Origin of the sequence: Christiangramia fulva (assembly GCF_003024155.1) — a bacterium.
Lineage (GTDB): Bacteria > Bacteroidota > Bacteroidia > Flavobacteriales > Flavobacteriaceae > Christiangramia > Christiangramia fulva.
The window spans coordinates 1264299-1290714 of sequence record NZ_CP028136.1; the positions used below are offsets into that span (position 1 = coordinate 1264299).

Here is a 26416-nt window from a genome sequence, read left to right on the forward strand (position 1 = left end):
ATTTTAGGTATGAGTATTAATTCAATTATATTTGTACTCTTAAACTCGCCTCATTAAAATGGGTGATCAGACAGAAAAAAGGAGATGAAGAACATACGGAACTTTTGTATCATTGCTCATATTGACCACGGGAAAAGCACCCTGGCCGACAGGCTACTTGATTTTACCGGCTCGGTGACCGAAAGGGAAAAACAGGAGCAGTTGCTTGATAATATGGACCTGGAGCGCGAGCGCGGAATCACTATTAAAAGTCACGCCATTCAGATGGATTATATTCATGAAGGAGAACATTTTGTTCTCAATCTCATAGATACTCCCGGCCACGTAGATTTTTCATACGAAGTTTCGCGGTCAATCGCTGCCTGCGAAGGGGCTTTACTGGTGGTTGATGCTGCGCAGAGCATTCAGGCGCAAACGATATCCAATCTTTATCTCGCTCTTGAAAATGACCTGGAAATCATCCCTGTTTTAAATAAGGTTGACCTTCCCAGCGCGAATATTGAAGAAGTTACCGATGACATTGTAGACCTTTTGGGTTGTGATCCTTCTGACGTTATTCCGGCCAGTGCTAAAACCGGTCTCGGAATTCAGGAAATTCTGGATGCCATTATCAATCGTATTCCGGCGCCAAGCGGAAAAGTCGATGCTCCCCTGCGTGCATTGATCTTCGATTCAGTCTACAATCCGTTTCGTGGAGTGGAAACTTTTTTCCGTGTAATAAACGGTACGATAAAAAAAGGACAGCATATAAAATTTGTCAATACTGGAAAGACCTATTATGCCGATGAGGTAGGAACTTTAAAGCTGCAACAACTCGCGAAGAAAGAAATAAAAACCGGTGATGTAGGTTACCTTATTACCGGGATCAAAGACGCCAGGGAAGTAAAAGTAGGTGATACCATTACCGATGCTGAAAATCCTACCAAAGAAGCAGTTGCCGGATTTGAAGACGTAAAACCCATGGTTTTTGCCGGAATTTATCCTGTAGACACCGAAGAATATGAAGATCTTAGGGCTTCCATGGAAAAACTTCAGCTCAATGATGCCTCGCTGGTATTTACACCGGAAAGTTCTGCCGCTCTGGGCTTCGGTTTTCGCTGTGGATTCCTCGGAATGCTTCACCTGGAGATCATACAGGAACGACTGGAACGTGAATTTGATATGACTGTGATCACCACGGTTCCTAACGTTTCTTATCACGCTTACACCAATAAAAATCCGGATGATATCATCCTGGTAAACAATCCTTCCGATCTACCTGAACCTTCCACTTTAAACAGGGTGGAAGAGCCATATATTAAAGCTACCATTATTACCAAATCAGATTATGTTGGGAATGTAATGTCTCTTTGCATCGAGAAAAGAGGGGAAATTACCAATCAAACTTACCTCACTACCGAAAGGGTTGAATTGACCTTTGACATGCCTTTAGCCGAAATCGTCTTCGATTTTTATGACAGGTTAAAAACGGTTTCCCGAGGCTACGCTTCCTTTGATTATTCCCCTATCGGAATGCGGGTTTCTAAACTTGTAAAAGTGGATGTGCTTTTGAACGGAAATAAAGTGGATGCGCTCTCGGCATTATTACACGTAGATAACGCTTATGACATTGGGAAGAAAATGTGCGAAAAGCTGAAAGAATTAATTCCAAGGCAGCAGTTCGATATTCCTATTCAGGCCGCTATTGGCGCGAAGATCATTGCCCGCGAAACGGTAAAAGCACTTCGAAAAGACGTGACCGCAAAATGTTATGGTGGTGATATCTCCCGTAAACGTAAGCTCCTTGAAAAACAGAAAAAAGGTAAAAAACGAATGCGCCAGGTTGGAAATGTAGAAATTCCGCAGGAAGCTTTTATGGCAGTTCTTAAGCTAAATGATTAGTTGGAAGTTCGGTGTTCGTAGATTTATTGATTAAGATATTTTCTTAATCCTGCTAACATTTTTGAAATTTCAGTTAATGAAAATCGAAGTTTTATTTCCTGTTCCGAAGTTATAAAACCTTGCCTTTTTGAAATAGTTACGCATACTATACATTCTTTTAATGAATTGGACGCTAGGTTAAGGTAACGTGCAAATTCCTTCTTGCTGCCACCAGACCCTTCTGCAATATTTAAAGATATCGATACGGCCGCTCTGCGAAATTGTGATGTTAATCCGTATAATTCTTCTTTAGGAAAAGTTTTAGTGATCGCATATACAAGATCAGAAAAATCCAGACTTTTTTGGTAAACTTCTAGCTTTTCAAAATTGAATTGATTCACATCTATATTTTTAAAGGTCTTATATAAAATTCCGAATTTTAATGATCTTATCAACTTTTTTAACTTTGTACATCTAAGAATTTTCTACGAACTACGAACTAAAAACCAGATTCTAACAATGGCCGGACATTCAAAATGGGCAAATATCAAACACCGAAAAGGAGCGCAGGATAAGAAACGTGCGAAACAATTTACGCGGGCGATTAAAGAGATCACCGTGGCCGTAAAGGAAGGAGGCGGACCTGATCCTGAAGCAAATCCCACATTGAGAAATGCGATCCAAAATGCCAAGGGAGTCAATATGCCCAAAGACACCATTGAACGAGCCATAAAAAAGGCCAGCGGTGCCGATGCTGACACTTATGAAACGGTGACTTTTGAAGGTTACGGGCCCAATGGAATTGCCATTTTTGTTGAATGTACTACCGACAATACCAACCGGACTGTGGCTTCGGTGCGTTCCATTTTTTCAAAAAACGGTGGTAGCCTTGGAACCAATGGTTCTCTTGAATTCCTTTTCGATAAAAAAGGAGTTTTTGTGATTGAAAAGGAAAAGATCGAGGGGGACATAGAGGAATTCGAACTGGAACTCATAGAAGGAGGGGCGACGAAAATCGAAAAAGAAGAAGATTTAATTACCGTTTATACCGAATTCACCGATTTCGGATTAATGTCTTCAAAACTTGAAGAGTTGGAGATCGAACCAAAAAATTCAGAGGTACAGAGAATCCCTGTGAATACGGTAGAACTTCCAGTTGAAGATGCCAAAAAAATACTTGATCTCGTCGAGAAATTCGAAGATGACGATGACGTTCAGAACGTATATCATAATCTGGAAATCACAGATGAACTCATTGAAGAAATGGAAAAGGAAGATTAATCTGTTTCAATATTTTCCCTGATATTTTCTTTTTCTTCACTGTCGCCAGTTTCAATTTCCTTGCCGAGGTAAACCAGCATAAAGCCTTCTTCAATATCCATATTCATGCTGTTTGAAGGAATAATATGCAGCTCTCCTTCATTATCTTTCACAAAAAGGGGAATGATATCAGGATCGGTTTTGGAGATCTCTATCAGCCCTTCGTAATGTTTTTTCGAATTCAGGCTTATCTCATGGATGGAAGGATATTTTCTGGCAAGGTTTGTCAACTTTATATAATCATCGGTTTGGGAAAATAGTCCCTCTTCGGGATTGTTTTCAGGATCATACATTTCATCTGAAGAAACCACTCTAAAAGATCCATTTTCACCGAAATGTTTTTTGAACTTTTCAATAGCATTCACGTTTACCTCGTGGTTACCGGTCATAGCCATTAAATAGCCAACATCATTTAATTCTATGTTATTGATAAGATCTTCTGAATATACATTTTCCTGAAAAGCGTCAATTCCCAGTTCCCTTGCTTTTCTAACGTTTGCGCCGTTGTTATCTATCAGCACCACGTGCCTGTTATTCTTCTTCAGGTACGAAGCTATTAACCGAGAAATAGTGGTGGCTCCAATGATAAGAATTCCCTGTGAATTTTTCAGAAAAACTCCTACGAGCTGTGCAAATAACCGCGCGGTAGTGGCGTTCAGCAAAACCGTTCCCAGAACAATCATAAATACCAGCGGAGTAATATATTCAGCACCTTCAACTCCCTGATGTGCGAGTTCGATTCCGAAAAGAGAAGCAATACCCGCAGCGACAATTCCTCTTGGGCCTACCCAGCTGATAAAAAGTTTTTCATTGAATTTTAAAGAGGAGCCTATGCTGCTGAGAAAAACTCCCATTGGCCGAACTACCAGGACCACGGTGGCAAATAATAGCAAAGCCTTTGCGTTGAAGATAAGGTCGAGGTCTTCCATATTGATATTTGCTGCCAGTAAAATGAACAATATCGAAATCAGTAAAATACTAAGTGATTCTTTAAAATAAAGCAACTCCTTAAGGTTGGGAAGATTAATATTTCCCATCACCATTCCCATAACCACTACCGCCAGAAGACCGCTTTCATGGGCAAACTGATCGGCCAAAACAAAAACGGCGAGTACAGAGGCAAGGGTAAAAACGTTCAATAAGTAGTGCGGAATTACATTCTTTTTAATGGCAAATCCGAGGCCGTGAGCGAAGGTGAATCCAAAGGTAAATCCGAAGAGAACGATCTTTCCGAATTCGAGAAAAGCGGTTTCGGTAAATTTTGTTCCCTGTTCTGCACTGATGAACTCAAACATCAGTACCGCAACAAGTGCACCAATAGGATCGATAAGAATTCCTTCCCATTTTAAAATAGCCGAAACGTCTTTTTTTAAAGGGATATTCCGAAGAATTGGTGTAATTACCGTTGGACCGGTTACAATAATTAGTGCCGCAAAAAGAAAAGATATCTGCCAGGTAAGTCCGAAAATGAAATGAGCTGCTATTCCGGCGCCTATAAAAGTTACGATCACCGCAAAGGTGATCAATTTTACAATTACAGAACCTACATTCAAAATTTCACCTTTCCTTAAGGTAAGACCACCTTCAAAAAGAATGATCCCAATAGCCAGGGATACAAAATAGAAAAGGCTTTCCCCGGGAAATAAACCTGATTCTCCGTTCCAAATAGGCTCGATCAATTTTGTTCCATCGGCCGTAAAAAGCGTTGAAAAAGGTCCTACGGCTAATCCTAACAGGATCAACGGAAGAATTGCAGGAATTTTTAATTTCCACGCGAACCACTGCGCAAGGATGCCTAAAATTATTATTCCCGCTAACTCCAGCATAGATTCTGTTTTTTATAAAAGCTAAAAATATTAAAAATGTTTTACTATGAAAGCTAAAGTACGGAAGCTTCAGTAATAATATCTTGTTAATTCCATGGCATTATCTGCTTTTACGAGGCCTTTTTTCTAATTTGCAGTGCATTTTTAAAAAAGTATCCCTCATGACACTTTATCCTATTGAAGCCGGAAACTTCAAACTGGACGGTGGTGCAATGTTTGGTGTTGTACCAAAAAGCATCTGGCAAAAGACCAATCCGGCCGATTCAAATAATATGATTGATATGGCAGCTCGCTGTTTGCTAATAGAAGATGGCGAACGGCTCATTCTCATAGATACGGGAATGGGCAATAAACAAAGCGAAAAATTCTTCAGCTATTATTACCTCTGGGGAGAGCACTCTTTAGATAATTCCCTGAAAAAATTCGGCTTTCACCGGGATGATATCACCGATGTTTTCATGACACATCTTCATTTTGATCATTGTGGTGGCACTATTCAATGGAATAAAGATCATTCGGGCTATGAACCGGCCTTTAAAAACGCCCGTTTATGGAGCAATGATGAGCACTGGGAATGGGCCGTCCACCCGAATGCACGGGAAAAAGCTTCCTTTTTAAAGGAGAATATCCTTCCTATGGAAGAAAGCGGAAATCTTCATTTTATCGGAAAAAAAGGAAAAAAATACCTTGATGAAGCCGCTGACCTGGGCTTTGGCGTATTATTTGCAGATGGACATACCGATAAGCAAATGATTCCGCATATTGAATACAAAAATAAAAAACTGGTGTTTATGGCCGACTTACTTCCTACGGCCGGGCATATTCCATTGCCTTACGTTATGGGCTATGATACGCGACCCCTTATAACCCTTGATGAGAAAAAGGAATTTCTCGATAAGGCCGCCGATGAAAATTATTATCTGTTCCTGGAACATGATGCTCATAATGAAATCATTACTCTTAAAAATACCGAAAAAGGAGTAAGACTTGACCAAACCTATACATTCAACGAAATTTTTAATTAAACCCTTTCTGATGAAACTTTCATTTTACAAGCCACTACTGGCTATTTTTATTGCCGGATTTTTAGGCAGCTGTGGAACTTCAGCTCCAAGCCTGGTATCTACACCTATTGAAAAAATAGATTCCATTCCTTTAAAGGTAACCGATCTCAGCGAAGCTCAGCTTAAAAACTGGAGCGCCTCTGATCTTCGTAGCGATACTATACCGGGAATGAGTGTGGATAAGGCATACGCCGAAATCATAAAAAACAATAAACCTTCTCCCGTAATTGTAGGAGTGGTTGATAGTGGTGTTGATATTGAACATCCCGATCTTAAAAACCAAATCTGGACGAATTCAGATGAGATTCCGAATAACGGAAAAGATGATGATAAAAATGGTTATGTAGATGATATTCACGGATGGAATTTTCTTGGCAATGCTGTCGCAGAAAATCTGGAATATGTTCGCATCATTAAAAGATTGAAGCCTAAGTACGAAGGAAAACCTGAGAGCAGCATTAGCACTGCAAACAGAGATGAGTACAAAATGTACCAGGCCGCTAAAGCTGAGTATGAAAAGGAATATGGTGAGACAATGAGTACGCTGCAGCAATATCAGCAAATCAAGCAACAATTAAGCGCAGCACACCAGGCTGTTTCGGCAGAATTAGGAACCGAAGATTACACCAAAAAACAACTTTCTGAATATCAGCCGCAAACCCAGCAAATGCAGCAGTATAAAGCTATGCTGACTCAAATTCAGAATAATGTCAATGAAAACATTCCTAAAGCCCTAAAAGAGCTTCAGGATGCCATTGATTATTATCAAAACAGGATTGATACCCATTTAAATTTTGACCTTAATGGTAGAGCAGTGGTGGGTGATGATCCTTACAATATCAAGGATACCAATTACGGAAACAACAATGTAATGGGTCCTGAAAAAACCAAAGAAAATATCAAACACGGTACACATGTGGCTGGTATTATCGCCGCCGAACGCAAAAATGGAATTGGGATCAATGGAGTGGCCAGCAATGCCAAAATCATGGTGGTAAGAGCGGTTCCAGACGGTGATGAATATGACAAGGATATCGCACTGGGAATTCGATACGCCGTTGACAATGGTGCAAAAGTGATCAACACCAGTTTCGGAAAATATTTTTCACCTAATTACCAGTGGGTTTGGGATGCCATTAAATATGCCGCAGCTCACGATGTCCTAATTGTGAATGCCGCCGGTAATGAAGGCCTGAACCTTGATGAGAAAATGGTTTATCCTAACGATCAGACTCCGGAAAATCCGAATGAAATTGCTGATAATTTCCTAACGGTGGGAGCTCTAAATTATGAATATGGATCAGGACTGGTAGCAGGATTTTCAAATTATGGAAAAAAGAATGTAGATGTTTTTGCTCCCGGCGTAAAAATCTGGTCAACCACTCCTAATAACACTTATGAATATCTGCAGGGAACTTCTATGGCTGCGCCTGAGGTTGCCGGTGTTGCCGCATTAATAAGAGGTTTTTATCCTAAACTTACCGCCGCGCAGGTAAAACAAGTGATCATAGACAGCGGCCTTTCAACCAATGCTACTGTTATTGTGGGAGGAGACCGAAATAATACCATGAAATTTACCGATTTGTCCACCTCAGGGAAAATGGTAAATCTTTATAATGCCCTTATCCTTGCGAGCCAACTTTCAAATAATCTATAACCTACAATTTTAAATGAAAAAACTGATTTTTAATATATTATTTCTTTCAGTATTCGCTATTCAGGCTCAGAACAGCAAGTATTGGCAACAACATGTCGATTATAAAATGGATGTGAATATGAACGTGGAGAATTATCAGTATTCCGGGACTCAGGAACTGGAATACACCAATAATTCTCCCGATACCCTACATCGTGTTTTCTATCATCTGTTCAACAATGCCTTTCAGCCTGAAAGTGAGATGAATGCCCGCTTGAAGAGTATTGCCGATCCAGACAGCAGAATGGTGATTAATAAAGGAACACGTGAAAATCCCGATTTTGAAAGCAGAATTTCTAAACTTTCTCCTGAAGAAATTGGTTACCTACATGTTACCGAACTGTCACAGGATGGCGAAAAAGTAGATTTTAATGAAGAAGGAACTATTCTTGTGGTCGATCTGGCCAATGAAATACTGCCTGGAGAGAAAACAACTTTTAATTTAAAATTTAAAGGGCAGGTGCCAGTACAGATCCGTCGATCTGGACGAAATAATGCCGATGGCGTGGCACTTTCCATGACGCAGTGGTATCCAAAATTAGCCGAATATGATTATGAAGGCTGGCATGCCGATCCGTACATAGCCCGTGAATTCTACGGTGTGTGGGGTGATTTTGATGTAAAGATAACTATCGATAAAAATTACATTCTCGGCGGATCTGGAGTTCTTCAAAATGCGGAAGAAATAGGTTACGGATATCAAAAAGAAGGTGTTCAGGTTAAAAAACAAAAAGGTAAAACCCTTACCTGGCATTTTAAAGCTCATGATGTGCACGATTTTGCCTGGGCTGCCGATCCTGAATATATCCACGATTCCATGATGACCAAAAGCGGGGTAAAGCTTCATTTTCTGTATAAGAACGATCCCGAAGTGATCGATGCCTGGAAAAAAGTACAGCCTAAAACAGCCGAATTATTAGAATTCTATAATGAGAATATCGGGCCGTATCCATGGAAACAGTATTCGGTAATCCAGGGCGGTGACGGTGGAATGGAATATGCCAACTGCACCTTAATTACCGGGGGGAAAAAACTCAGCGGTCTCTATTCAACCACGGCTCATGAGCTTGCTCATTCATGGTTTCAGCAGTTGCTGGGAACCAACGAATCTGAACATCCATGGATGGATGAAGGTTTTACCACCTATATTTCTACTCTGGCGAAGAACCAGATTGCCGGAAAAAACAGTGAAAATCACTGGCAAGCTTCTTACAGAGATTATTACTATATCGTGCGTTCGGGCCTAGAACAGCCAATGACCACGCATAGCGATCGTTATCGCGTGAACGCGGCATATTCGGTTGCAGCCTACGATAAAGGAGCTGTTTTTCTTGCTCAGCTTGGGTATATTATCGGACCTGAAAACCTGGCTAAAACGCTGAACCGTTATTATGATGAATGGAAATTTAAACATCCTTCACCAAACGATTTTATCAGGCTTGCTGAAAAAGTTACCGGAGCCGAATTGAGCTGGTATCTCAACGATTGGACCAGAACGACGAACCATATTGATTATGGAATTGATTCGGTTGAAACTTCCAAAGAAAACACCACGGTGAATCTCCAGAGAATTGGCCTTATGCCCATGCCTTTAGATGTAAAGGTTACTTTTGCTGATGGTTCTACAGATGCTTATTACATCCCGCTGCGCATAATGCGTTGGGAAAAACCTGCGCTGGAAGATCAAAGCAGAACTGTTCTTTACGACTGGCCATGGGCTTTTCCAAACTACCAGTTCGAGATTCCATCTTCTAAAGGAAAAGTTTCTGAAATTGTGATCGATGATACAGGTTTAATGGCAGATATCGACAGGAGCAACAATAGCTGGAGTGCGTCGCAAGCTTCAGAAGACTTCGGAAAGTAAATAAGTATAAAATTTATTAAAAAAGCCCTTTCAGTAACGGAAGGGTTTTTTATTTGGCCACTATCCGTATTTTTGAAACATGAACGAAAGTTTTGGAAAACCTGAAAAGCTCAAAAGCCAAAAGCTTATTGATGAACTTTTTCTGAAAGGAAAGAGTATAAAAGCCTTTCCGTTAAAGCTAATGTATCTGGAGCGGCCAATTTCAGGTGAAGCTGAAATTAAGACCGGCGTTTCTGTACCAAAGAAACTGATAAAAACCGCGGTAAAAAGAAACAGGATCAAACGATTGATGCGCGAAATTTTCAGGAAAAATAAGTATCTTGTTTACAAAGATTTAAGTCGTACATACAGCTTCATGTTTATTTACATTTCCAAAGAAGAAATCCCTTATGAAAAACTGGAAAAAAGCATGCAAAAGCTACTGGAACAAATTCAAAAAATGAACAGATGAAAAAAAGGATGTTGAAAAGGATCATTTTACCGGTGGTTCTTGTGGGAATTTTAGTGGGAACTGCCAGTTTTAAATCTGATTTTTTTGCGATCGCCAAGCAAATTGAAATCTTCACCACATTGTTTAAAGAGATCAACATGAATTATGTTGATGAGACCAATCCGGCTGAACTCATGGATACGGCCATTAAATCGATGCTCGCCGACCTTGACCCCTATACCAATTATTGGAACGAACAGGATGTTGAAGCTGCTCGTATAAACAGTGCGGGAGAATATACAGGGATTGGTGCCATGGTCAAAACAGGGGCTGATGCCATCACTATTGTCGAGGCCTATAAAGATTATCCTGCAGATAAGGCCGGTTTAAAGCCGGGAGATGAAATAATAAAAATAGGGAATATCAATGTTTCTGATTTTAAAGAAGACGCGGGAGAGCTTCTAAATGGAGCTCCGGAAAGTACTATAGAAATAACATACCGGCGGCAGGGAGAGGTTAAGACAACTTCATTAAAACGAACTTCAGTCGAGCTCAATGCAGTGCCATTTTATAAATTATTAGATGATAAATCGGGCTATATCGTGCTTTCCCGTTTTAATAATAAGGCATCTGCAGAGGTCTCCCGGGCGGTAAAAGACTTAAGAAATAAAGGAGCCGAAAAGATCATTCTGGATCTTCGAAACAATCCGGGCGGCCTGTTAAATGAAGCGATCAATATCGCTAATTTATTCCTTCCAAAAGGCGAACTAATCGTGACCACTAAATCGGCTATTGAAAAGTATAACCGTGAATTTTTTACCCAAAATGAGCCTATCGATACGCATATTCCTTTAGCGATACTGGTGAATGGAAGAAGCGCCTCGGCCAGTGAGATCGTCGCGGGTTCAATTCAGGATCTCGACAGGGGAGTGATCATAGGTGCAAGAAGTTTTGGTAAGGGTCTGGTACAAAGACCACGTGAACTTGCCTATGGAACCCAGCTGAAAATCACCATTTCCAGGTATTATACTCCCAGCGGAAGATGTATCCAGGCCCTGGATTACCGCCATCGCGATGAAAAAGGAAAAGCAATTCGAAAAACTTCAGCTGATTATAACCAGTTCACCACCCGAAACGGACGAAAGGTCTTTGATGGAGGGGGAATTTTACCCGACATCCAGTTAGAAACTTCAAAATTAGCTGATATTACCAGTTCTTTGTTGTACCAGGATGCGATTTTCGATTATGCTACTAAATATTATTATGCGCATCAAATAAGTGATCCTTCAGAATTTAAGTTTACTGACAGCGATTATGCAGATTTTAAAAAATTCCTCGAAACTTCCGGTTTTAAATACGAAACTCAAACCGAAAAAAACCTTGATGAGCTTATAGAATCTGCCGAAAAAGAAGAAATTAAAGCCAGGATCGCTGAAGAAACTACAGCGATGCGCAGTAGCCTTAAAAATTATAAAAAACAGGAACTAGATAAACAAAAAACTGAAATTGTAGATCTGCTGCGGGATGAAATTATAAAGAGATATTTTTATAAGGAAGGTTTATATGAATATTACACACAGCACAATCCCGAAATAGAGAAAGCTCAGGAAATCCTTTCAAATCCTGTGGCTTATTCAAAAATCCTGAAATAAAATTGGAAACTTTTCTTTCCTTTTTTGAAAATATGGCAGCCTGGCAAAAGCTGGTCTGGCTAAGTTCAGTCCTTATTTTATTTTGGATACTGGAAGGTTTTTATAGCCTGGTAAAGTTCAAATACAATAAATGGGAACACGCCAGGACAAATTTGATCCTTCTCGGCTTTGTTCTTCTTATTAATTTAGGATTCGGAATATTAACTGCCGGAGTATTTATCTGGCTTAACAATTCTAATTTTGGCTTATTACATTTCATTGAGTTGCCAATTTGGGCAGAGCTAGTGGTATCGCTGATGGTTCTGGATTTAATTGCACAATATTTTGTTCATTTTCTTCTTCATAAGATCAGGTGGATGTGGCGCCTTCATATTATTCATCACAGCGAAATACATGTTGATGTAACCACCGGAACAAGACATCATCCCTTTGATTACCTTATTAGAGAAATTTTTGCTTTGATAGCCGTGATCATTATGGGAATGCCGCTTGCCTTTTACCTATTTTATAGAATATTGAGTGTCTTTTTCACCTACTTCAGCCATGCCAACCTAAGTCTTCCAAAAAAGCTGGATAAAGCTTTAAGTTATGTTTTTGTCACTCCTAATATGCATAAATTCCACCATCATTATGAATTGCCGTGGACCGATAGTAACTATGGAAATATTTTGAGTATCTGGGACAGGATCTTCGGAACCATGGTTTATGAAGACACCCGTAATATTAGGTATGGAATTGACATCGTAGACGACAGCACTTCTCAGGACCTGGGCTTTCAGCTGAAGATCCCTTTTAACAGATCAATTAAAACAACCCGTAATTAGGCTTTTTTCAACATGTTGATATGTGGAATTCCATCCTCGAGATAACCTTCTCCGGAAGTTTCATATCCATGTGATTCATAGAATTTTATAAGATATTGCTGGGCGGAAAGTCGTATTTCTGAAGTGTTGAAAAACCTGTTAATAGCCTTATGGGAAGCTTCCATAATTGCATGGCCGTAGCCAAATTTTCGTTCCGATTTCTTTACGACCACACGCCCAATGGCCGCTTCAGTAAAATAGAATCCGGGTTTAAAACAGCGGGTATAAGCTACAACTTCATTATTTTTGAAACCTACAACGTGAATGGCTTTTCTATCTTTCCCGTCAATATCCTGATAAACACAATCCTGCTCCACTACAAAAACCTCAGAGCGCAACTGAAGAATATCATAAAGTTCATCCAGGCTAAGCTCATGAAATTCCTTAATACTGATCCTGAGATCTTCCATAAGTATTTAACAGCTTTTTTTCGCAGGAATTTTATCTATTCTTCGCTGATGTCTACCTCCTTCAAATTTGGTATTTAAAAAGGCACTCATCATTTCCAAAGCAAGGTCTTTATCTACAAATCGGGCGGGAATACTTAAAATATTGGCATCATTGTGAGAACGGGCAAGTTTAGCAATCTCTACATTCCAGCAAAGAGCCGAACGAACTCCCTGATGCTTGTTAGCGGTCATATTAGCGCCGTTGCCACTACCGCAAATAATAATACCAAAATCGGCTTTTTTGCTTTCCACATCATCCGCAACAGGATGTACAAAGTCTGGATAATCTACACTGTCTTCAGAGTTGGTGCCATGATTTATAACGGAGTGGCCCCAATTTTCCAGTTCTGTTTGAAGCAGTTCCTTATATTCAGTTCCTGCGTGGTCATTTCCAATAGAGATTTTCATAATGAGGATTGTTTGGAAGCAAATTTAAAAAAACAGACTGTTAACCGGAGTTTTTTTCATTGTTAATTAAAATCGGGACTTCCTTAATTTTCAATGCTTTAAATTTGGTAATATTTTGTTAAAAAGATCCCTTTAAATACTCACAAAAAAATTTGTTTTTTAAGAAATTTATAACAATACCTATACTACTATGAGAATACCAAATAATAAATCATGGTTTTTTAAGATACTTATGAGTTATTAAAAACATGTTATTGACAACGAATTCAAATTAACTTTTCAATAAACTCATTTTAATATCCTTTATTAACTTTTGTTAAGTAAATCTTAAAAACTTAAGAATATCAGCTACTTATAAAAGTACAAATATGTTCATAAGCTGTTATGAAAAACTTGCAACTGAAATTCCAAACTTTAGCTGCTTATTTTTTGCTACAAATTAACACACTATAATAAACCATCATTTTTAAATTTTATAAAAGAAAAAATAATAGATATAATATAAGTGTTTATAACTATACGATGCGTAGATGAGAGGAACGATCGTCTAAAGATTCGATGATCTGTTTTGCTTTTTTGTAATCGTCCGGATGTACCATAAGCCTTATGCCTCCAAAGGCTACAGAAGATAGAGGGAATATATTTACAAGGGTTTCATTCTGAAAATAATATCGTATTCCGGCTCCATCGAATTTAAGTTTTAAAACAAAATATTCATGGGAATATGTAAAGGTGGCCAGACACAGATAATCTTTCATTACAAAGAATTTAGCCTCTTAAAGATAAGCTTTATTCTTTTAATGCTAAAGCAGATTTTTCAGTTGTTGTAGTGGTAGGAGCGGGAAAAAGATCAGATCTTTTATTTAGAGTTTTGTTAACAAAAATGATCACACTAATAATTCCCAGCAGGAAGATTAGAAAAAACAAAAATGAAAAAAGACCTGGCTTACTTACTTTCATGATCATATACAAATATAGGTAGGTAAGCTTTCGGGAACGTTACTGTAAAATTAAGAAAAAATTAAGAAAATCAATAATTATATTGAATAGAGATAAAAAAATAACTTTTATGACTAAATTTTTTTCTGTTATTCATTAACAAAACTTTACGAACAAATAATTTATGTCTGCTTTTATTCACTTAATTTTACCAATTAGTAAAGAATTCGAATGAACAAAAAAAAGAAGAAGAATAAAAATCAGTTCCAGGGTGATCTTTCCAGGAGCATTATAGACATACTTCGCAAAAATTCAGGGAAAGCCTATAATTATAAGCAAATCGCAGCAGCTCTGGATGTAAATGATGCCAGCAGCCGTAATCAAATTATAAAAAAGCTTTCCCAGTTAGCGGCAAAAAAACAAATTAAAGAAGTAGATCGCGGCAAATTCGTAATTGAAGGCAGAAATGATTATTACGAAGGTGTTCTGGATCTTACCACCAAAGGCTATGGTTATGTAATGGTGGAAGAACTTGCCGACGATATTTTTATTGCCAACAAAGATCTTAATACGGCTTTTGACGGTGATACCGTAGAAATATATGTTTATAACCGCAGGAGAAGCAAAAGATCTGAAGGAGAAATAACTAAAATTTTAAAAAGAAAACGTACTGAATTCGTGGGTACGCTTCAGTTAAAAAAAGATTTTGGTTTTGTAGTGGTCGACGATAATTCCATGTACACCGATTTTTTCGTTTCCGGGAGGAATATGAAAGATGCTAAAGATGGAGATAAAGTGGTTGTAGAATTTGATGAATGGCCTGAAAAAGCTGATTCACCTTTCGGAAAAATCATCCGTGTACTCGGAACTCCCGGTGAACATCAAACTGAAATCCATTCGATTCTTGCTCAATATGGTTTACCGCACGAATTTCCGGAAGAGGTAGAAGAATTTGCAGATAAGATCGATACTTCCATAAATGAAAAAGAGATAAAAAAACGTCGGGATATGCGGGATGTACTCACATTTACCATAGATCCCAAAGACGCGAAAGATTTTGATGATGCCCTAAGCTTCAGAAAGCTGGAAAATGGAAATTATGAAATTGGTATTCACATTGCCGATGTTTCGCATTACCTGCAAACAGGTACCATACTTGACGATGAGGCTTTTGAAAGAGCAACTTCGGTTTACCTTGTTGACCGCGTCGTTCCCATGCTTCCTGAAATTCTTTCTAATAATGCCTGTTCTTTAAGGCCTGAAGAAGAAAAATTGACTTTTTCAGCAGTTTTTGAAATTGATGATAATGCCCATGTTAAAAAGGAATGGTTTGGAAGAACGGTAACTTATTCTGATGAAAGATTCGCTTATGAAGAAGCCCAGCATATTATCGAAACCGGTACGGGAACCATTCCTGATGATGTTTCCATAAGAAAACATGCTTATACGGTGAAAGGAGCGCTTGTCGAGGCTGTAATTACCCTCAATCGTCTTGCAAAGAAAATGCGTTCCAGGAGAATGCGCGCAGGCGCTATTTCGTTTGATAAAGTGGAAGTGAAATTTAACCTGAACGAAGAGAATAACCCAACCGGGGTTTTCTTTAAAACGGCTAAAGATTCAAATAAACTTATTGAAGAATTCATGCTGCTTGCCAATCAAAAAGTAGCACAATTCATAGGAAAACAAAAACCTAAAAAAACTTTCGTTTATCGTTGTCATGATGAGCCGAACGAGGAAAAACTTGCTGCTTTACAGAATATTGTGGGCAGATTTGGCCATTCGTTGAATCTTCGTGACCGAAAATCGACTACCAGTTCTTTAAATAAACTTCTTGAAGATGTGCAGGGAAGAAAAGAACAGAATATGGTAGATACGCTTACAATACGTTCTATGAGCAAAGCCTATTACAGCACCGAGAATATTGGTCATTACGGCCTTGCTTTCGATTTTTACACTCATTTTACTTCACCCATCAGGAGATATCCAGACGTAATGGTACACCGTCTTCTTCAGCATTATTTGGAGAAAAAAGGCGATGTGAATGAAGAAGAATATGAAGATAAATGCCATCATAGCAGTGAAATGGAAAATTTAGCTTCCAATGCCGAGAGGGATTCCATTAAATATATGCAGGTGAAATTCATGCAGGATCATGAAAATGAGGAATTTCTCGGAGTTATTTCAGGAGTTACCGAATGGGGAATTTTTGTAGAGATCGTTGAAAATAAGTGTGAAGGGATGATAAGGCTGCGGGATATAAGAGATGATCATTATGAATATGATCCTGAAGAATTTGCCGTGACAGGTAAAAAAACCGGGAAAACTTATACCCTAGGAGATGAAGTATATGTAAAAGTTAAAAATGCCGATCTGGTAAAAAGACATCTTGATTTTACCCTGCTTGGCAATAGGGAGGAAATGGAAAATAGATAGATTTAGCTTTTAATTCTTTCATTCGGTAAAGAAAAAAGCCCTAAAAATATCTAAAATTTTACCTTTGCACTACAACGTACCGGATGTTACAGGATGTTTTATCGGGAATGCCTCTTGGTTTATTTTTGGCTTTTTTATTAGGGCCTGTATTTTTTGTATTGCTCGAAACAGCTGCCATTAAAGGTTTTAGAGCAGCTTTAGCTTTTGATATTGGGGTAATGCTTGCCGATACTGTTTTCGTTTCCATCGCGTATTTAAGCACTACCAAACTTCTTGAAAGGATCAAAGACGATCCGGCGCTTTTTGTTTTCGGAGGGGCGATCCTTACCACTTATGGGGTGATGAGTTTTTTACAAACCAAAAAAGTTTTTCATACCGATGAAGAGACCCCGGAAATAAGAAAACTTGGTAAAAGCGATTATTTTGGATTATTTGCCAAAGGATTTCTGCTTAATTTCATCAATATCGGCGTTCTTGGATTCTGGCTGGGAGTGATAATTGTCTTCGGCCCAAAATTAGATATGGAACTTAACAGAATGATGGTTTTCTTTGGAACCGTGCTTTTTACCTATCTCTGTGTAGACCTGATAAAGATCCTTCTGGCGAAAAAATTGAATAGAAAGCTTACACCAAACCGAATTTATTTTTTAAAAAAAGCGATAAGCCTGTTGCTTATTATTTCTGGAGTCCTGCTGATTTCCCAGGGACTTTTTCCTGGCCAGGTTAATGAAATAAAAGATCATATTCAGGATATGACGCCAAATGATTCAAAGTTTGGAGGATTGATGGAAAAAGTAGATAAAACTTCAAAAATGCAATAAAAAAAGCTCCTCAAATAAGGAGCTTTTGGTGAGGCATCGAGCGGATTCGAACCGCTGTACAAGGTTTTGCAGACCTCTGCCTAGCCACTCGGCCACGATGCCATTACAGGAGGGCAAATGTAATAAAAATTTTAAGTTTCAAAACTAAAACTACCTCGATTTCGATCGGCTTACACTTACCATGGAAACATTCCCTCCAATTGGAGGATTGATTTTAGAAACTTCTACCTTCGCTTTCTGTACCATTAAAAGTTCATCCATAATTCGGCTCAAAATTCTTTCTGCCACTGTTTCCAGAAGTTTGGAACGTATTGCCATTTCTTCCTTGACAATTTTATTTAAATGAACATAATCTATGGTATCATCAAGTTTATCGGTTTTTGCGGAGTGCGACAGATCTCCTTTTACCTTCAGATCTACCCGATATTCACTACCTATCTTTCCTTCCTCATCAAGGCATCCATGATAAGAAAATACCTTGATATTTTTCAGTTTAATTACGCCCACTAAAATTTTTTGTCAAAGATACCACCTGTTTTTGAGCATTTCAATTTATGAAGGGCTTTTCAGGAATAGTATTTGATCCAGGCTGGCCTTAACGATTTAATTTTTGATAAATTTGCGTTTTATTTTAAATATATGGCTGAAGGAAAGAAATCACTCAATTTTATTGAGCAAATCATAGAAGAAGATCTTAGTAAAGATTATAAACAGGAAGAACTTAAATTCAGGTTTCCACCTGAACCAAATGGTTATCTTCATATTGGCCATGCTTCTTCCATTTGTCTGAATTTTGGTCTGGGAGAGAGGTATGATGCACCTGTAAATCTTCGGTTTGACGATACAAACCCAATGAAAGAAGAGCAGGAATATGTTGATGCCATCAAGAAAGATGTGGAATGGCTTGGTTTCAAATGGGCGAAAGAATGCTATGCTTCAGATTATTTTCAGCAGCTGTATGACTGGGCTGTAGAAATGATCAAAAATAGCGATGCTTATGTTGATAGTCAAACTTCAGAAGAAATCGCAGAACAGAAAGGAACTCCCACCGAACCTGGAAAGGAGAGTCCTTACAGGAATCGTTCGGTAGGAGAGAATTTAGCGCTTTTTGAACAGATGAAGAATGGGGAAACTCCAGAAAGAGGTCATGTTCTCAGGGCTAAAATAGATATGGCATCACCAAATATGCTCATGCGTGATCCCGTGATGTACCGTTGTTTGCATAAAAGTCACCACCGCACCGGTAATGACTGGATGATCTATCCCATGTATGATTGGGCACATGGCCAAAGCGATTTTATTGAAGGTGTTTCCCATTCTTTTTGTACGCTGGAGTTTCTTCCGCATCGCGAATTGTATAACTGGTTTGTTGAAAAAGTTAGCAAACCTGGTGATTTCAAACCTAAACAACGGGAATTTGCGAGAAGAAATCTTAGTCATACCGTTGTTAGTAAACGAAAATTGCTTCAATTGGTTGAAAAAGGCATTGTAGATTCCTGGGATGATCCCCGAATGCCTACAATTTCAGGTTTGCGAAGAAGAGGTTATACTCCGGCTTCCATTCGTAAATTTGCCGATTCTATTGGAGTGGGGAAAAGGGAAAATCTTATAGATGTGGCACATCTTGAATTCTGTGCGCGGGAGGATCTTAACAAAGTAGCTCCAAGGGTAATGGCTGTTCTGGATCCTGTGAAACTTGTGATCACCAATTATCCTGAAGGTGAAGAGGAGTGGCTAGAAGCCGAAAATAATCCTGAAGATGAATCGGCGGGTTCAAGAAAAATTCCTTTTTCAAGAGAAATTTACATAGAAAAGGAAGATTTTAAAGAGGAAGCCAATCGCAAATTTTTCCGATTAACTTTAGGTAAGGAAGTGCGTTTAAAAAACGCCTATATCATTAAAGGGGAAAGTGTTGTTAAAGATGATAATGGAAATATAACTGAAATTCATTGTACTTACGATCCTAAAAGTAAAAGTGGCAGTGGTACAGAGGAATCTCTTCGGAAAGTTAAAGGAACGCTTCACTGGGTATCGATTAAACACGCCCTTGAAGCCGAAATAAGGCTTTATGATCGCTTGTTTACTGAAGAAGTACCCGATGGAATAAAAGATAAAGATTATCTCGATTTTATAAATCCCGATTCTTTACAAATAACTACCGGATATTTAGAACCGGGGTTAAAAAATGCTGAAATTGGAGAAAATGTACAGTTCCAGCGAATTGGATATTTTTGCGTCGATAAAGATTCTACGACTGCAAAACCAGTTTTTAACCGAACTGTAAGCCTTCGCGATTCCTGGGCTAAAAAGAAAAAATAAGTTTTGTTTAATATAGCTTTAAGAAATATTTAGCATTGAATTTTAACATATTAACCGGTTATTAACAAGCTTAGGCGTTACCAACACTTATCTTTGAGTTAATAATAATTAAAATTCAAGAACTTATGGCAAGTACAGGAAATACATTTTTAGCACTCATAACCGGGGCTGCTATCGGAGCCGGCTTAGGTTTGCTTTATGCACCAGAAAGCGGTGAAGATACCCGAAAGCGTTTACGTAAAGATGCTCAGGATGCCCAGGATCGTTTCAATAAAAGATATCAGGAAACAACTTCCAATTTAAGCGATAAAGCCAGAAAGGCCCGTATGGATTTTGAAGAGCGCCTGGAAGAGACTTTATCTAACGCGAGCTATAAAGCAGATGATATCCTTTCTGCCATGGAAGAAAAACTCGAGGAGCTTAGAAAACAAAATGCAAAGTTGCAACGGGACAAACCTAAGAAGTCAAAATCTTCTGGTACAGACAAGGCCGTAGTATAAGCTGATATATGGCATTTGAAAAACTATCAGACAGTGTTCAGGAATTAAAAGATAGCATTCAGGCATACTCCGAAAGTAGTGCTGAATACTATAAGTTAAAAGCCTTCAAATCGGGAATGAAAGGCGCCATTACTCTTGTGCGTGTTTTGCTCCTGGTTACCTTTGCAAGTCTGGCCGTTATCATGCTTTCTTTTGCAGTGGCAATTTTAATTAGCCAGGCTACGGAAATAGCGAGTTTAGGTTATTTCATTGTAGGTGGATTTTACCTTCTCGTAGGAATTTTATGCTTCACGGTTGGTAAAAAACCTATAAGAAAATTCATGCTTAAAAAGGCTTCTGGTATTGTTTTTAATGAAAATGAAGAGGAATGAGAACCTATACCAATTTTGATGAAATCGATAAAGATTTGAAGATACTAAAACTTCAGACAGAAATTGATAAGGAAGAAATTAAATTGAGTGTAGATCAGGTGAAATCAAACCTTTCGCCGGTTTCTTTGCTGGGAGGTACCGTCGGAGCCATCATTCAGAAGGCTATTGTTTTGAAAGCAGTTTCAAAAATATTCGGAATTAAACGCACCGTTTCCTCTGGAAAGAGATAAAAGTTTCGGTTACATATTGAAAAAGGCAGGATTAAAACTCGAATTTTGGTCCTGCCTTTTTTAATTTATTTCAAAGTTTTTATTGCAGTTTCCAATCGCGAAAGTGTTTCTTTTTTCCCTAACATTTCAGCGATAACATATAAATCTGGCCCCTGTAAAGCGCCTACAAGGCTCAGTCTTAATGGCATCATCACTTTTCCAAAACCTATTTCCTTTCCGTTGATCCATCCCTTTACAACCGCCTGTAAATTTTCGGAATGAAAATCTTCAACATTCCCTAGAATTTCCTTTAATTCATTCATTATTTGGGAACTGTCATTTTTCCAGGCTTTTTTAGAATCTTTAGGTTCAAAGGAAGTAGGAGCGATGTAAAAGAAATACCCCTGGTCCCAGAAATCTTCAACGAAAACCACTCTTTCCTTGATCAATTCCACCACTTTTCGAGTATAATCTTTTTTCGATTTTATTTCTCTTTTCTCCAATAATTCCATGAAACGCTCTGTAAGCATATCGTTATCGGCAAGTTGTATATAATGCTGTTGGAACCATTTTGTCTTTTCCGGATCGAATTTCGCGCCTCCTTTATGGACTCTTTCCAGCTCAAAAGCCTGAACAAGTTCATCAAGCTCGAAGAATTCCTGTTCCGTTCCGGGATTCCATCCAAGAAAAGCGAGCATATTCGTTACAGCTTGCGGAAAATAACCTTCTTCGCGATACCCGGCTGAAACTTCACCTGTTTTTGGATCTTTCCATTCAATAGGAAACACAGGAAAACCCATCTTTTCGCCATCACGTTTGCTCAATTTTCCTTTGCCCTGAGGTTTTAAAATAAGCGGCAAATGGGCAAATTCAGGAGCTTTCCAGCCAAAAGCCTTATAAAGTAAATGATGGAGCGCCAGGGAAGGCAGCCATTCTTCACCGCGAATTACGTGGGTGATCTCCATTAAATGATCATCTACGATATTTGCAAGATGGTAGGTGGGCATTCCATCGCTTTTAAAAAGAACTTTGTCGTCAAGGATATTGGTATCGATTTCCATTTCTCCCCGAATAACATCATTAAGCGCCAGGGTTTCATCTTGCGGGGATTTAAACCTGATCACATAAGGCTCTTCATTTTCAAGTTTCTTCGTTACTTCTTCTTTAGAAAGAGAAAGTGAATTTTTCAGTTTTTGCCTGTTATGCCAGTTGTAAATAAAAGTTTTGCCCTTTTCTTCATGATCTTTTCGGTGTTCATCGAGTTCTTCGGCAGTGTCAAACGCATAATAGGCTTTTCCTGTATCTATAAGTTTTTCGGCATATTTTTTATAGATGTCTTTGCGTTCGCTTTGACGGTATGGCCCATGATCTTTTTCTTTTCCCGGCCCTTCATCATAAGAAATTCCGCACCAGTTTAAAGATTCAATGATGTAGTCTTCGGCGCCCTCGACATATCTGTTCTGGTCAGTATCTTCTATGCGAAGAATAAAATCGCCATTGTGTTTTTTTGCGAATAAATAGTTATACAAAGCTGTTCTTACACCACCTATATGTAAAGGTCCCGTTGGACTGGGAGCAAATCGCACACGTACTTTCGAAGACATATCTATTAAATTTTTATGCGCAAAGATACAACCTTCTTTATGCAATCCTAAACCGCTTGCCGATCATCTGGAAGAGCTTCAAATTTTATTGTATTTTTATTGAAATTACCGTGAAAGAGATGGAGAATTTTGAGAGGGTACATGAAAAACTGGAGGCTTTTATCCGTAAGTATTACCTCGACCGTATACTTAAAGGCAGCTTGTTATTTCTTGCCATAGGCTTACTTTATTTTCTATTTATAAGTTTTGTTGAATATTTTTTCTGGCTTTCAACCACAGGCCGGATGATCCTGTTCTGGTCATTCATTGGCATTGAATTTTTTCTTCTTTTTTATTTTATGGGAATTCCTTTGCTGAAATTACTGAAGCTTTCAAAAGGATTGGATCCTTACAAAGCTTCTGAACTCATAGGGAGGCATTTTCCGGAGGTAAATGATAAATTGAAGAACCTGCTTCAACTTAAGGATGAAAATGCCAAAACCGAGCTTATTTTAGCCAGTATTGATCAGCGGTCCTCGCGGCTTCTTCACATTCCTTTTTCAAACGCTATAGATATCAAGAAAAAAAGGAGGGAAGCAGGTTTTCTTGTTTTCCCAGTTCTGATTTTCCTTGCCTTGTTTGTAGCCGGGCAGGCTGATTCTCTTTTTGGTAGCTTTCATCGAATTCAGGACTATTCCACAGTTTACCTCAAACCGGCTCCCTTTCAATTTCTTGTGATTAACGATAAACTCACTACCAGAGAAGGGGAAGATTATAAACTTCAGGTTAAAGTTATGGGCGATATTCTGCCCGGGGAGGTGAAAATATTTCAGAAGAATTCACAAAATTTAATGAAACAAATTTCCCCAGGAAATTTCGAATATACTTTCGTGAACCCACAAAAAAATATTCCATTCAGAATTGTAAGCGGAGATGTTTCTTCTGAAAGCAAAAATTTACGGGTACTTAAGGTTCCGAAATTGCTGGATTTTGAGATGGAAATGGATTATCCGTCATATACGGGACTGAAGGATGAAAAATTGAAAGGATCGGGAAATTATTCCATACCCGAGGGTACAAGGGTATCCTGGAATTTCAAAAGTAAAAACGCGGGGAAAATTAATTTTTCAACGGGAGATTCAATTTACAATCTTTTAGTAAGAAATGATCGGGCTTTTCTTCAAAAACAGGTAAAGAGGGATCTGGATTATGCTGTGAGTTCATCAAACCAGGAAATTCAAAATTTCGAACCTCTTTCCTATAAACTGAAGGTGATAAAAGACGAATATCCGCAAATTGAAGTAGAATCTAAACGCGATAGTTTAAATGCTGATATTCAATATTTTAAGGGCGATTTAACCGATGATTACGGGCTTTCTAAATTAGAACTGGTCTATTATCCCGAAAATTCTGAAAATGAAAGTCAAGTTATTTCACTTGGAATTAATAAGGGCTCTTTTGCTGAATTTCATTATAGTTTTCCTGGGGATTTAACGCTTGAAAAGGGTACGAATTATTATTTCTTCTTTCGGGTTTATGATAATGATGCCGTGAATGGTGGGAAAGCTTCAAAATCGGAAGTATTTTCTTTTTATAAAAAGACCGATGAGGAGATGGCTTCTGAAAATCTCCAGGAGCAAAAGGAGTCAATTCAGAATTTAAAAGAGAAATTACAGGATTTTGAGGAATCTGATAAGCAGTTGGAAGAATTTTCTCGTCTGGAGAAAGAAAAGGAAAATCTTAATTACAACGATCGAAAGCGATTTGAGGATTTTCTGAAGCGCCAGAAGCAACAGAACAGGATGATGGAAAAATTTTCAGAAAAATTGGAAAAGGATATTTCAAAACTTGAGGATGAAGTGGTGACCCCGTTGGAAAAAGAATTGAAGGAACGGCTCAAAAAAAATGAAGGGCGGCTGAAAGAAAATGAGGAGCTGCTGAAGGAACTTCAGGAATATTCTGAAAAAATTCAAAAGGAAGACTTGGGTTCAAAGCTTGAAAAACTTTCCAAACAAAATAGGAATAACCAGCGTAATCTTGAACAAATCCTGGAGCTAACAAAGCAATATTATGTAGAGGAAAAGAAGCAAAAATTGGCACGTGATCTTGAAAAGCTTTCTGAAAAACAAGAAAATCTTTCTGAAGATGAACAAAATAATTCTGTAGAGGAACAGCAAAAATTGAATGAAGAATTCAAAGATTTTGAGAAGCAAATGGATGAACTTGAAAAAGAAAATGAGAATTTAAAACGTACAAAAGATCTGGGAAGAGAGGAAATAGATGAGGAGGAAATAGAGAAGCAACAGGAAAATGCCATTGAAAATTTAAAAAAAGGTGATAAGAATAATGCTACTCAATCACAAAAAAATGCTGCCAAAAACATGAAAAATATGAGTTCCCGAATGGGGCAAATGGCAATGCAGCAACAAATGCAGGAACTTCAGGCTGATGCCGCTACCTTGCGTCAAATTTTAGATAATTTATTAACCTTTTCTTTTGAACAGGAAGATTTATTGAACGCTTTTAAAAAGATTCAGCAGCGTAATCCCGACTATGCTTTAAAGTTGAAAATCCAGAGTAATCTTAGAGAGAACTTTCAGCATATCGATGACAGTTTGTTCAGTCTTGCTTTAAAAAATCCGATGATTGGTGAAAAAATAACCTCTGAGATTACCGATGTGCAATTTGATCTGCATAAGGCCGTTGAAAGGCTTTCGAAAAATGAAATTCCGCAGGGAAATGCGAGCCAGCAATATGTTATTACCGGCGCTAATGATCTTGCAAATATGTTAAGCAATATTCTTAATTCCATGGAACAAATGATGGCAAATCCGCAAGCAGGCAACGGCAAGGGAGATGAAGAATTACAATTGCCTGATATCATTCAAAAGCAGAAGCAACTAAATAAAAAAATGGAACAGGAAATAGAAGAGGGCAATCAACCCGCTAATGAAGAAGGGCAAAAAGGGAGTAAAAGGGAGGAAATGAATGGTGAACTTTATGAAATTTATAAACAACAACAGCTTTTGCGAATGCAGATGGAGGAAATTCGAAAAATGAATGGTCAGTCTGGAAATGGAGAGGCTGAAGATTTGATGAAAAAGATTGAAGATCAATTACTGGATAAAGGTTTCGATGAGAAGACACTTGAAAGAATGAAGCAATTGGAATACCAGTTATTAAAATATGAGAACGCCGAAAAAAGGCAGGGCATGGACAATAAAAGAAAATCTGAAACTAATCAGAAGGTCTTTAGGAATACACTTCAGGATCAAATTAATAGGGCGAAAGAATATTTTAATTCTGATGAGATTTTAAACAGGCAAATATTACCTTTGCGCCAAATTTATAAAGAGAAAGTAAAGGAATATTTTGGAACATCAGGTTAATTTTTTCAGTGAGACCAATTTTGTTTTGGAAAGGGAACAGGATTATGCAGAATGGATTGTTGCGGCGGTTAAATCTGAAAATAAATTAACCGGGGAGATCAATTATATCTTTTGCGACGACGAGTATCTTCATAATATCAATTTGCAATATTTAGACCATGATACTCTGACTGATATTATCAGTTTTGATAATACGGTAGGGGATACCTTACATGGTGACATCTATATCAGCATTGAAAGAATAAGAGAAAATGCGGGGGAATTCGGTGTTGATTTTAATGAAGAACTGAAACGTGTAATGATTCATGGTGTTTTACATTTTTGCGGATATAAGGATAAAACTGAAAGGGATAAGGAATTGATGCGACGCAAGGAAGAGGAAAAGATGAAAATGTTCCACGTGGAACAATGATAAAAAAT

At 38.2% G+C, this 26416-nt stretch carries 23 protein-coding genes and 1 tRNA gene; 16 read left to right on the top strand and 8 right to left on the bottom strand.

The features are described 5' to 3' along the window. Window positions 1-84 precede the first annotated feature (84 nt). Window positions 85-1881: a translation elongation factor 4 gene (gene lepA, locus C7S20_RS05805; RefSeq protein WP_107011597.1), complete on the top strand. Its 1797-nt coding sequence runs from the start codon at window positions 85-87 to the stop codon at window positions 1879-1881. Window positions 1882-1904: 23 nt separating this feature from the next. On the opposite strand, the gene C7S20_RS05810 is transcribed toward lepA, so the two are convergent. After that, the gene (locus C7S20_RS05810; RefSeq protein WP_107014110.1) at window positions 1905-2261 is read right to left on the bottom strand and encodes a four helix bundle protein; all 357 of its coding nucleotides are present in this window, start codon (window positions 2259-2261) and stop codon (window positions 1905-1907) included. A 118-nt stretch (window positions 2262-2379) separates the two neighbouring features. Between C7S20_RS05810 and C7S20_RS05815 the strand changes: the two genes are divergently transcribed. Further along, complete coding sequence (locus C7S20_RS05815; protein WP_107011598.1) at window positions 2380-3141, top strand: YebC/PmpR family DNA-binding transcriptional regulator; 762 nt, start codon at window positions 2380-2382, stop codon at window positions 3139-3141. On the opposite strand, the gene C7S20_RS05820 is transcribed toward C7S20_RS05815, so the two are convergent. Continuing rightward, a complete protein-coding gene (locus C7S20_RS05820) occupies window positions 3138-5006 on the bottom strand; it encodes a cation:proton antiporter (RefSeq protein WP_107011599.1) in 1869 nt (622 codons plus the stop codon). The genes C7S20_RS05815 and C7S20_RS05820 overlap by 4 nt on opposite strands. Before the next feature lie 161 nt (window positions 5007-5167). Here C7S20_RS05820 and C7S20_RS05825 point away from each other — a divergent pair, with 161 nt between their 5' ends. From C7S20_RS05825 to C7S20_RS05850, 6 genes are all read left to right on the top strand, one after another. After that, complete coding sequence (locus tag C7S20_RS05825) at window positions 5168-6031, top strand: MBL fold metallo-hydrolase (protein ID WP_107011600.1); 864 nt, start codon at window positions 5168-5170, stop codon at window positions 6029-6031. 10 nt (window positions 6032-6041) lie between these two features. Continuing rightward, a complete protein-coding gene (locus C7S20_RS05830; RefSeq protein ID WP_107011601.1) occupies window positions 6042-7727 on the top strand; it encodes a S8 family peptidase in 1686 nt (561 codons plus the stop codon). A gap of 13 nt (window positions 7728-7740) precedes the next feature. Continuing rightward, window positions 7741-9630 carry a M1 family metallopeptidase gene (locus tag C7S20_RS05835; protein ID WP_107011602.1) on the top strand — a complete coding sequence of 630 codons (1890 nt, stop codon included), beginning with the start codon at window positions 7741-7743 and terminating at the stop codon, window positions 9628-9630. Window positions 9631-9709: 79 nt separating this feature from the next. Beyond that, a complete protein-coding gene (gene rnpA, locus C7S20_RS05840) occupies window positions 9710-10081 on the top strand; it encodes a ribonuclease P protein component (RefSeq protein ID WP_107011603.1) in 372 nt (123 codons plus the stop codon). Further along, a complete protein-coding gene (locus tag C7S20_RS05845; RefSeq protein WP_107011604.1) occupies window positions 10078-11712 on the top strand; it encodes a S41 family peptidase in 1635 nt (544 codons plus the stop codon). Before rnpA ends, C7S20_RS05845 begins: the two co-directional genes overlap by 4 nt. A 2-nt stretch (window positions 11713-11714) precedes the next feature. Then, complete coding sequence (locus tag C7S20_RS05850; protein WP_107011605.1) at window positions 11715-12536, top strand: sterol desaturase family protein; 822 nt, start codon at window positions 11715-11717, stop codon at window positions 12534-12536. On the opposite strand, the gene C7S20_RS05855 is transcribed toward C7S20_RS05850, so the two are convergent. From C7S20_RS05855 to C7S20_RS05865, 3 genes are all read right to left on the bottom strand, one after another. Then, the gene (locus tag C7S20_RS05855) at window positions 12533-12985 is read right to left on the bottom strand and encodes a GNAT family N-acetyltransferase (RefSeq protein ID WP_107011606.1); all 453 of its coding nucleotides are present in this window, start codon (window positions 12983-12985) and stop codon (window positions 12533-12535) included. The two genes, C7S20_RS05850 and C7S20_RS05855, sit on opposite strands and share 4 nt — an antisense overlap. Before the next feature lie 6 nt (window positions 12986-12991). Beyond that, window positions 12992-13432, bottom strand: a complete 441-nt coding sequence (gene rpiB / locus C7S20_RS05860; RefSeq protein ID WP_107011607.1) for a ribose 5-phosphate isomerase B — start codon at window positions 13430-13432, stop codon at window positions 12992-12994. Between the two features lie 515 nt (window positions 13433-13947). Continuing rightward, on the bottom strand, window positions 13948-14190 hold the full coding sequence (locus C7S20_RS05865) for a putative signal transducing protein (RefSeq protein ID WP_107011608.1): 243 nt from the start codon (window positions 14188-14190) through the stop codon (window positions 13948-13950). Between the two features lie 412 nt (window positions 14191-14602). Here C7S20_RS05865 and rnr point away from each other — a divergent pair, with 412 nt between their 5' ends. Then, entirely contained in the window at window positions 14603-16804 is a 2202-nt protein-coding gene (rnr, locus tag C7S20_RS05870; RefSeq protein WP_107011609.1) for a ribonuclease R, read from the top strand. An 83-nt stretch (window positions 16805-16887) separates the two neighbouring features. Beyond that, a complete protein-coding gene (locus C7S20_RS05875; protein WP_107011610.1) occupies window positions 16888-17625 on the top strand; it encodes a LysE family translocator in 738 nt (245 codons plus the stop codon). A gap of 31 nt (window positions 17626-17656) precedes the next feature. On the opposite strand, the gene C7S20_RS05880 is transcribed toward C7S20_RS05875, so the two are convergent. Both C7S20_RS05880 and folB read right to left on the bottom strand, forming a co-directional pair. Then, window positions 17657-17727, bottom strand: a tRNA-Cys gene (locus tag C7S20_RS05880). A 48-nt stretch (window positions 17728-17775) separates the two neighbouring features. Then, on the bottom strand, window positions 17776-18132 hold the full coding sequence (gene folB, locus C7S20_RS05885; protein ID WP_107011611.1) for a dihydroneopterin aldolase: 357 nt from the start codon (window positions 18130-18132) through the stop codon (window positions 17776-17778). Window positions 18133-18264: 132 nt separating this feature from the next. Between folB and C7S20_RS05890 the strand changes: the two genes are divergently transcribed. The 4 genes from C7S20_RS05890 (at window position 18265) to C7S20_RS05905 (ending at window position 21045) form a co-directional block, all read left to right on the top strand. Next, window positions 18265-19944: a glutamine--tRNA ligase/YqeY domain fusion protein gene (locus C7S20_RS05890; protein ID WP_107014111.1), complete on the top strand. Its 1680-nt coding sequence runs from the start codon at window positions 18265-18267 to the stop codon at window positions 19942-19944. 125 nt (window positions 19945-20069) lie between these two features. Further along, window positions 20070-20444 (top strand): YtxH domain-containing protein, encoded by a 375-nt coding sequence (locus C7S20_RS05895; RefSeq protein WP_107011612.1) that lies wholly within the window; start codon window positions 20070-20072, stop codon window positions 20442-20444. Between the two features lie 8 nt (window positions 20445-20452). Further along, window positions 20453-20815 (top strand): phage holin family protein, encoded by a 363-nt coding sequence (locus C7S20_RS05900; RefSeq protein ID WP_107011613.1) that lies wholly within the window; start codon window positions 20453-20455, stop codon window positions 20813-20815. Beyond that, window positions 20812-21045: a DUF6327 family protein gene (locus C7S20_RS05905; protein ID WP_107011614.1), complete on the top strand. Its 234-nt coding sequence runs from the start codon at window positions 20812-20814 to the stop codon at window positions 21043-21045. The genes C7S20_RS05900 and C7S20_RS05905 overlap by 4 nt, the downstream gene beginning before the upstream one ends. A 65-nt stretch (window positions 21046-21110) precedes the next feature. Here C7S20_RS05905 and gltX read toward each other — a convergent pair whose 3' ends face one another. Further along, on the bottom strand, window positions 21111-22628 hold the full coding sequence (gltX, locus tag C7S20_RS05910; protein ID WP_107011615.1) for a glutamate--tRNA ligase: 1518 nt from the start codon (window positions 22626-22628) through the stop codon (window positions 21111-21113). 119 nt (window positions 22629-22747) lie between these two features. Here gltX and C7S20_RS05915 point away from each other — a divergent pair, with 119 nt between their 5' ends. Both C7S20_RS05915 and ybeY read left to right on the top strand, forming a co-directional pair. Then, window positions 22748-25996: a DUF4175 family protein gene (locus C7S20_RS05915; protein ID WP_107014112.1), complete on the top strand. Its 3249-nt coding sequence runs from the start codon at window positions 22748-22750 to the stop codon at window positions 25994-25996. Then, window positions 25980-26408, top strand: coding sequence for an rRNA maturation RNase YbeY (gene ybeY, locus C7S20_RS05920; protein WP_423738329.1), 429 nt, complete (start codon window positions 25980-25982; stop codon window positions 26406-26408). The genes C7S20_RS05915 and ybeY overlap by 17 nt, the downstream gene beginning before the upstream one ends. Window positions 26409-26416: the final 8 nt, after the last annotated feature.

Bases quoted from the DNA above. Each gene is read 5' to 3' on its own strand.
- lepA (WP_107011597.1), top strand. From the start codon at position 85: ATGAAGAACATACGGAACTTTTGTATCATTGCTCATATTGACCACGGG.
- C7S20_RS05815 (WP_107011598.1), top strand. From the start codon at position 2,380: ATGGCCGGACATTCAAAATGGGCAAATATCAAACACCGAAAAGGAGCG.
- C7S20_RS05820 (WP_107011599.1), bottom strand. From the start codon at position 5,006: ATGCTGGAGTTAGCGGGAATAATAATTTTAGGCATCCTTGCGCAGTGG.
- C7S20_RS05825 (WP_107011600.1), top strand. From the start codon at position 5,168: ATGACACTTTATCCTATTGAAGCCGGAAACTTCAAACTGGACGGTGGT.
- C7S20_RS05830 (WP_107011601.1), top strand. From the start codon at position 6,042: ATGAAACTTTCATTTTACAAGCCACTACTGGCTATTTTTATTGCCGGA.
- C7S20_RS05835 (WP_107011602.1), top strand. From the start codon at position 7,741: ATGAAAAAACTGATTTTTAATATATTATTTCTTTCAGTATTCGCTATT.
- rnpA (WP_107011603.1), top strand. From the start codon at position 9,710: ATGAACGAAAGTTTTGGAAAACCTGAAAAGCTCAAAAGCCAAAAGCTT.
- C7S20_RS05845 (WP_107011604.1), top strand. From the start codon at position 10,078: ATGAAAAAAAGGATGTTGAAAAGGATCATTTTACCGGTGGTTCTTGTG.
- C7S20_RS05855 (WP_107011606.1), bottom strand. From the start codon at position 12,985: ATGGAAGATCTCAGGATCAGTATTAAGGAATTTCATGAGCTTAGCCTG.
- rpiB (WP_107011607.1), bottom strand. From the start codon at position 13,432: ATGAAAATCTCTATTGGAAATGACCACGCAGGAACTGAATATAAGGAA.
- C7S20_RS05865 (WP_107011608.1), bottom strand. From the start codon at position 14,190: ATGAAAGATTATCTGTGTCTGGCCACCTTTACATATTCCCATGAATAT.
- rnr (WP_107011609.1), top strand. From the start codon at position 14,603: ATGAACAAAAAAAAGAAGAAGAATAAAAATCAGTTCCAGGGTGATCTT.
- C7S20_RS05875 (WP_107011610.1), top strand. From the start codon at position 16,888: ATGTTACAGGATGTTTTATCGGGAATGCCTCTTGGTTTATTTTTGGCT.
- C7S20_RS05890 (WP_107014111.1), top strand. From the start codon at position 18,265: ATGGCTGAAGGAAAGAAATCACTCAATTTTATTGAGCAAATCATAGAA.
- C7S20_RS05895 (WP_107011612.1), top strand. From the start codon at position 20,070: ATGGCAAGTACAGGAAATACATTTTTAGCACTCATAACCGGGGCTGCT.
- C7S20_RS05900 (WP_107011613.1), top strand. From the start codon at position 20,453: ATGGCATTTGAAAAACTATCAGACAGTGTTCAGGAATTAAAAGATAGC.
- C7S20_RS05905 (WP_107011614.1), top strand. From the start codon at position 20,812: ATGAGAACCTATACCAATTTTGATGAAATCGATAAAGATTTGAAGATA.
- gltX (WP_107011615.1), bottom strand. From the start codon at position 22,628: ATGTCTTCGAAAGTACGTGTGCGATTTGCTCCCAGTCCAACGGGACCT.
- C7S20_RS05915 (WP_107014112.1), top strand. From the start codon at position 22,748: ATGGAGAATTTTGAGAGGGTACATGAAAAACTGGAGGCTTTTATCCGT.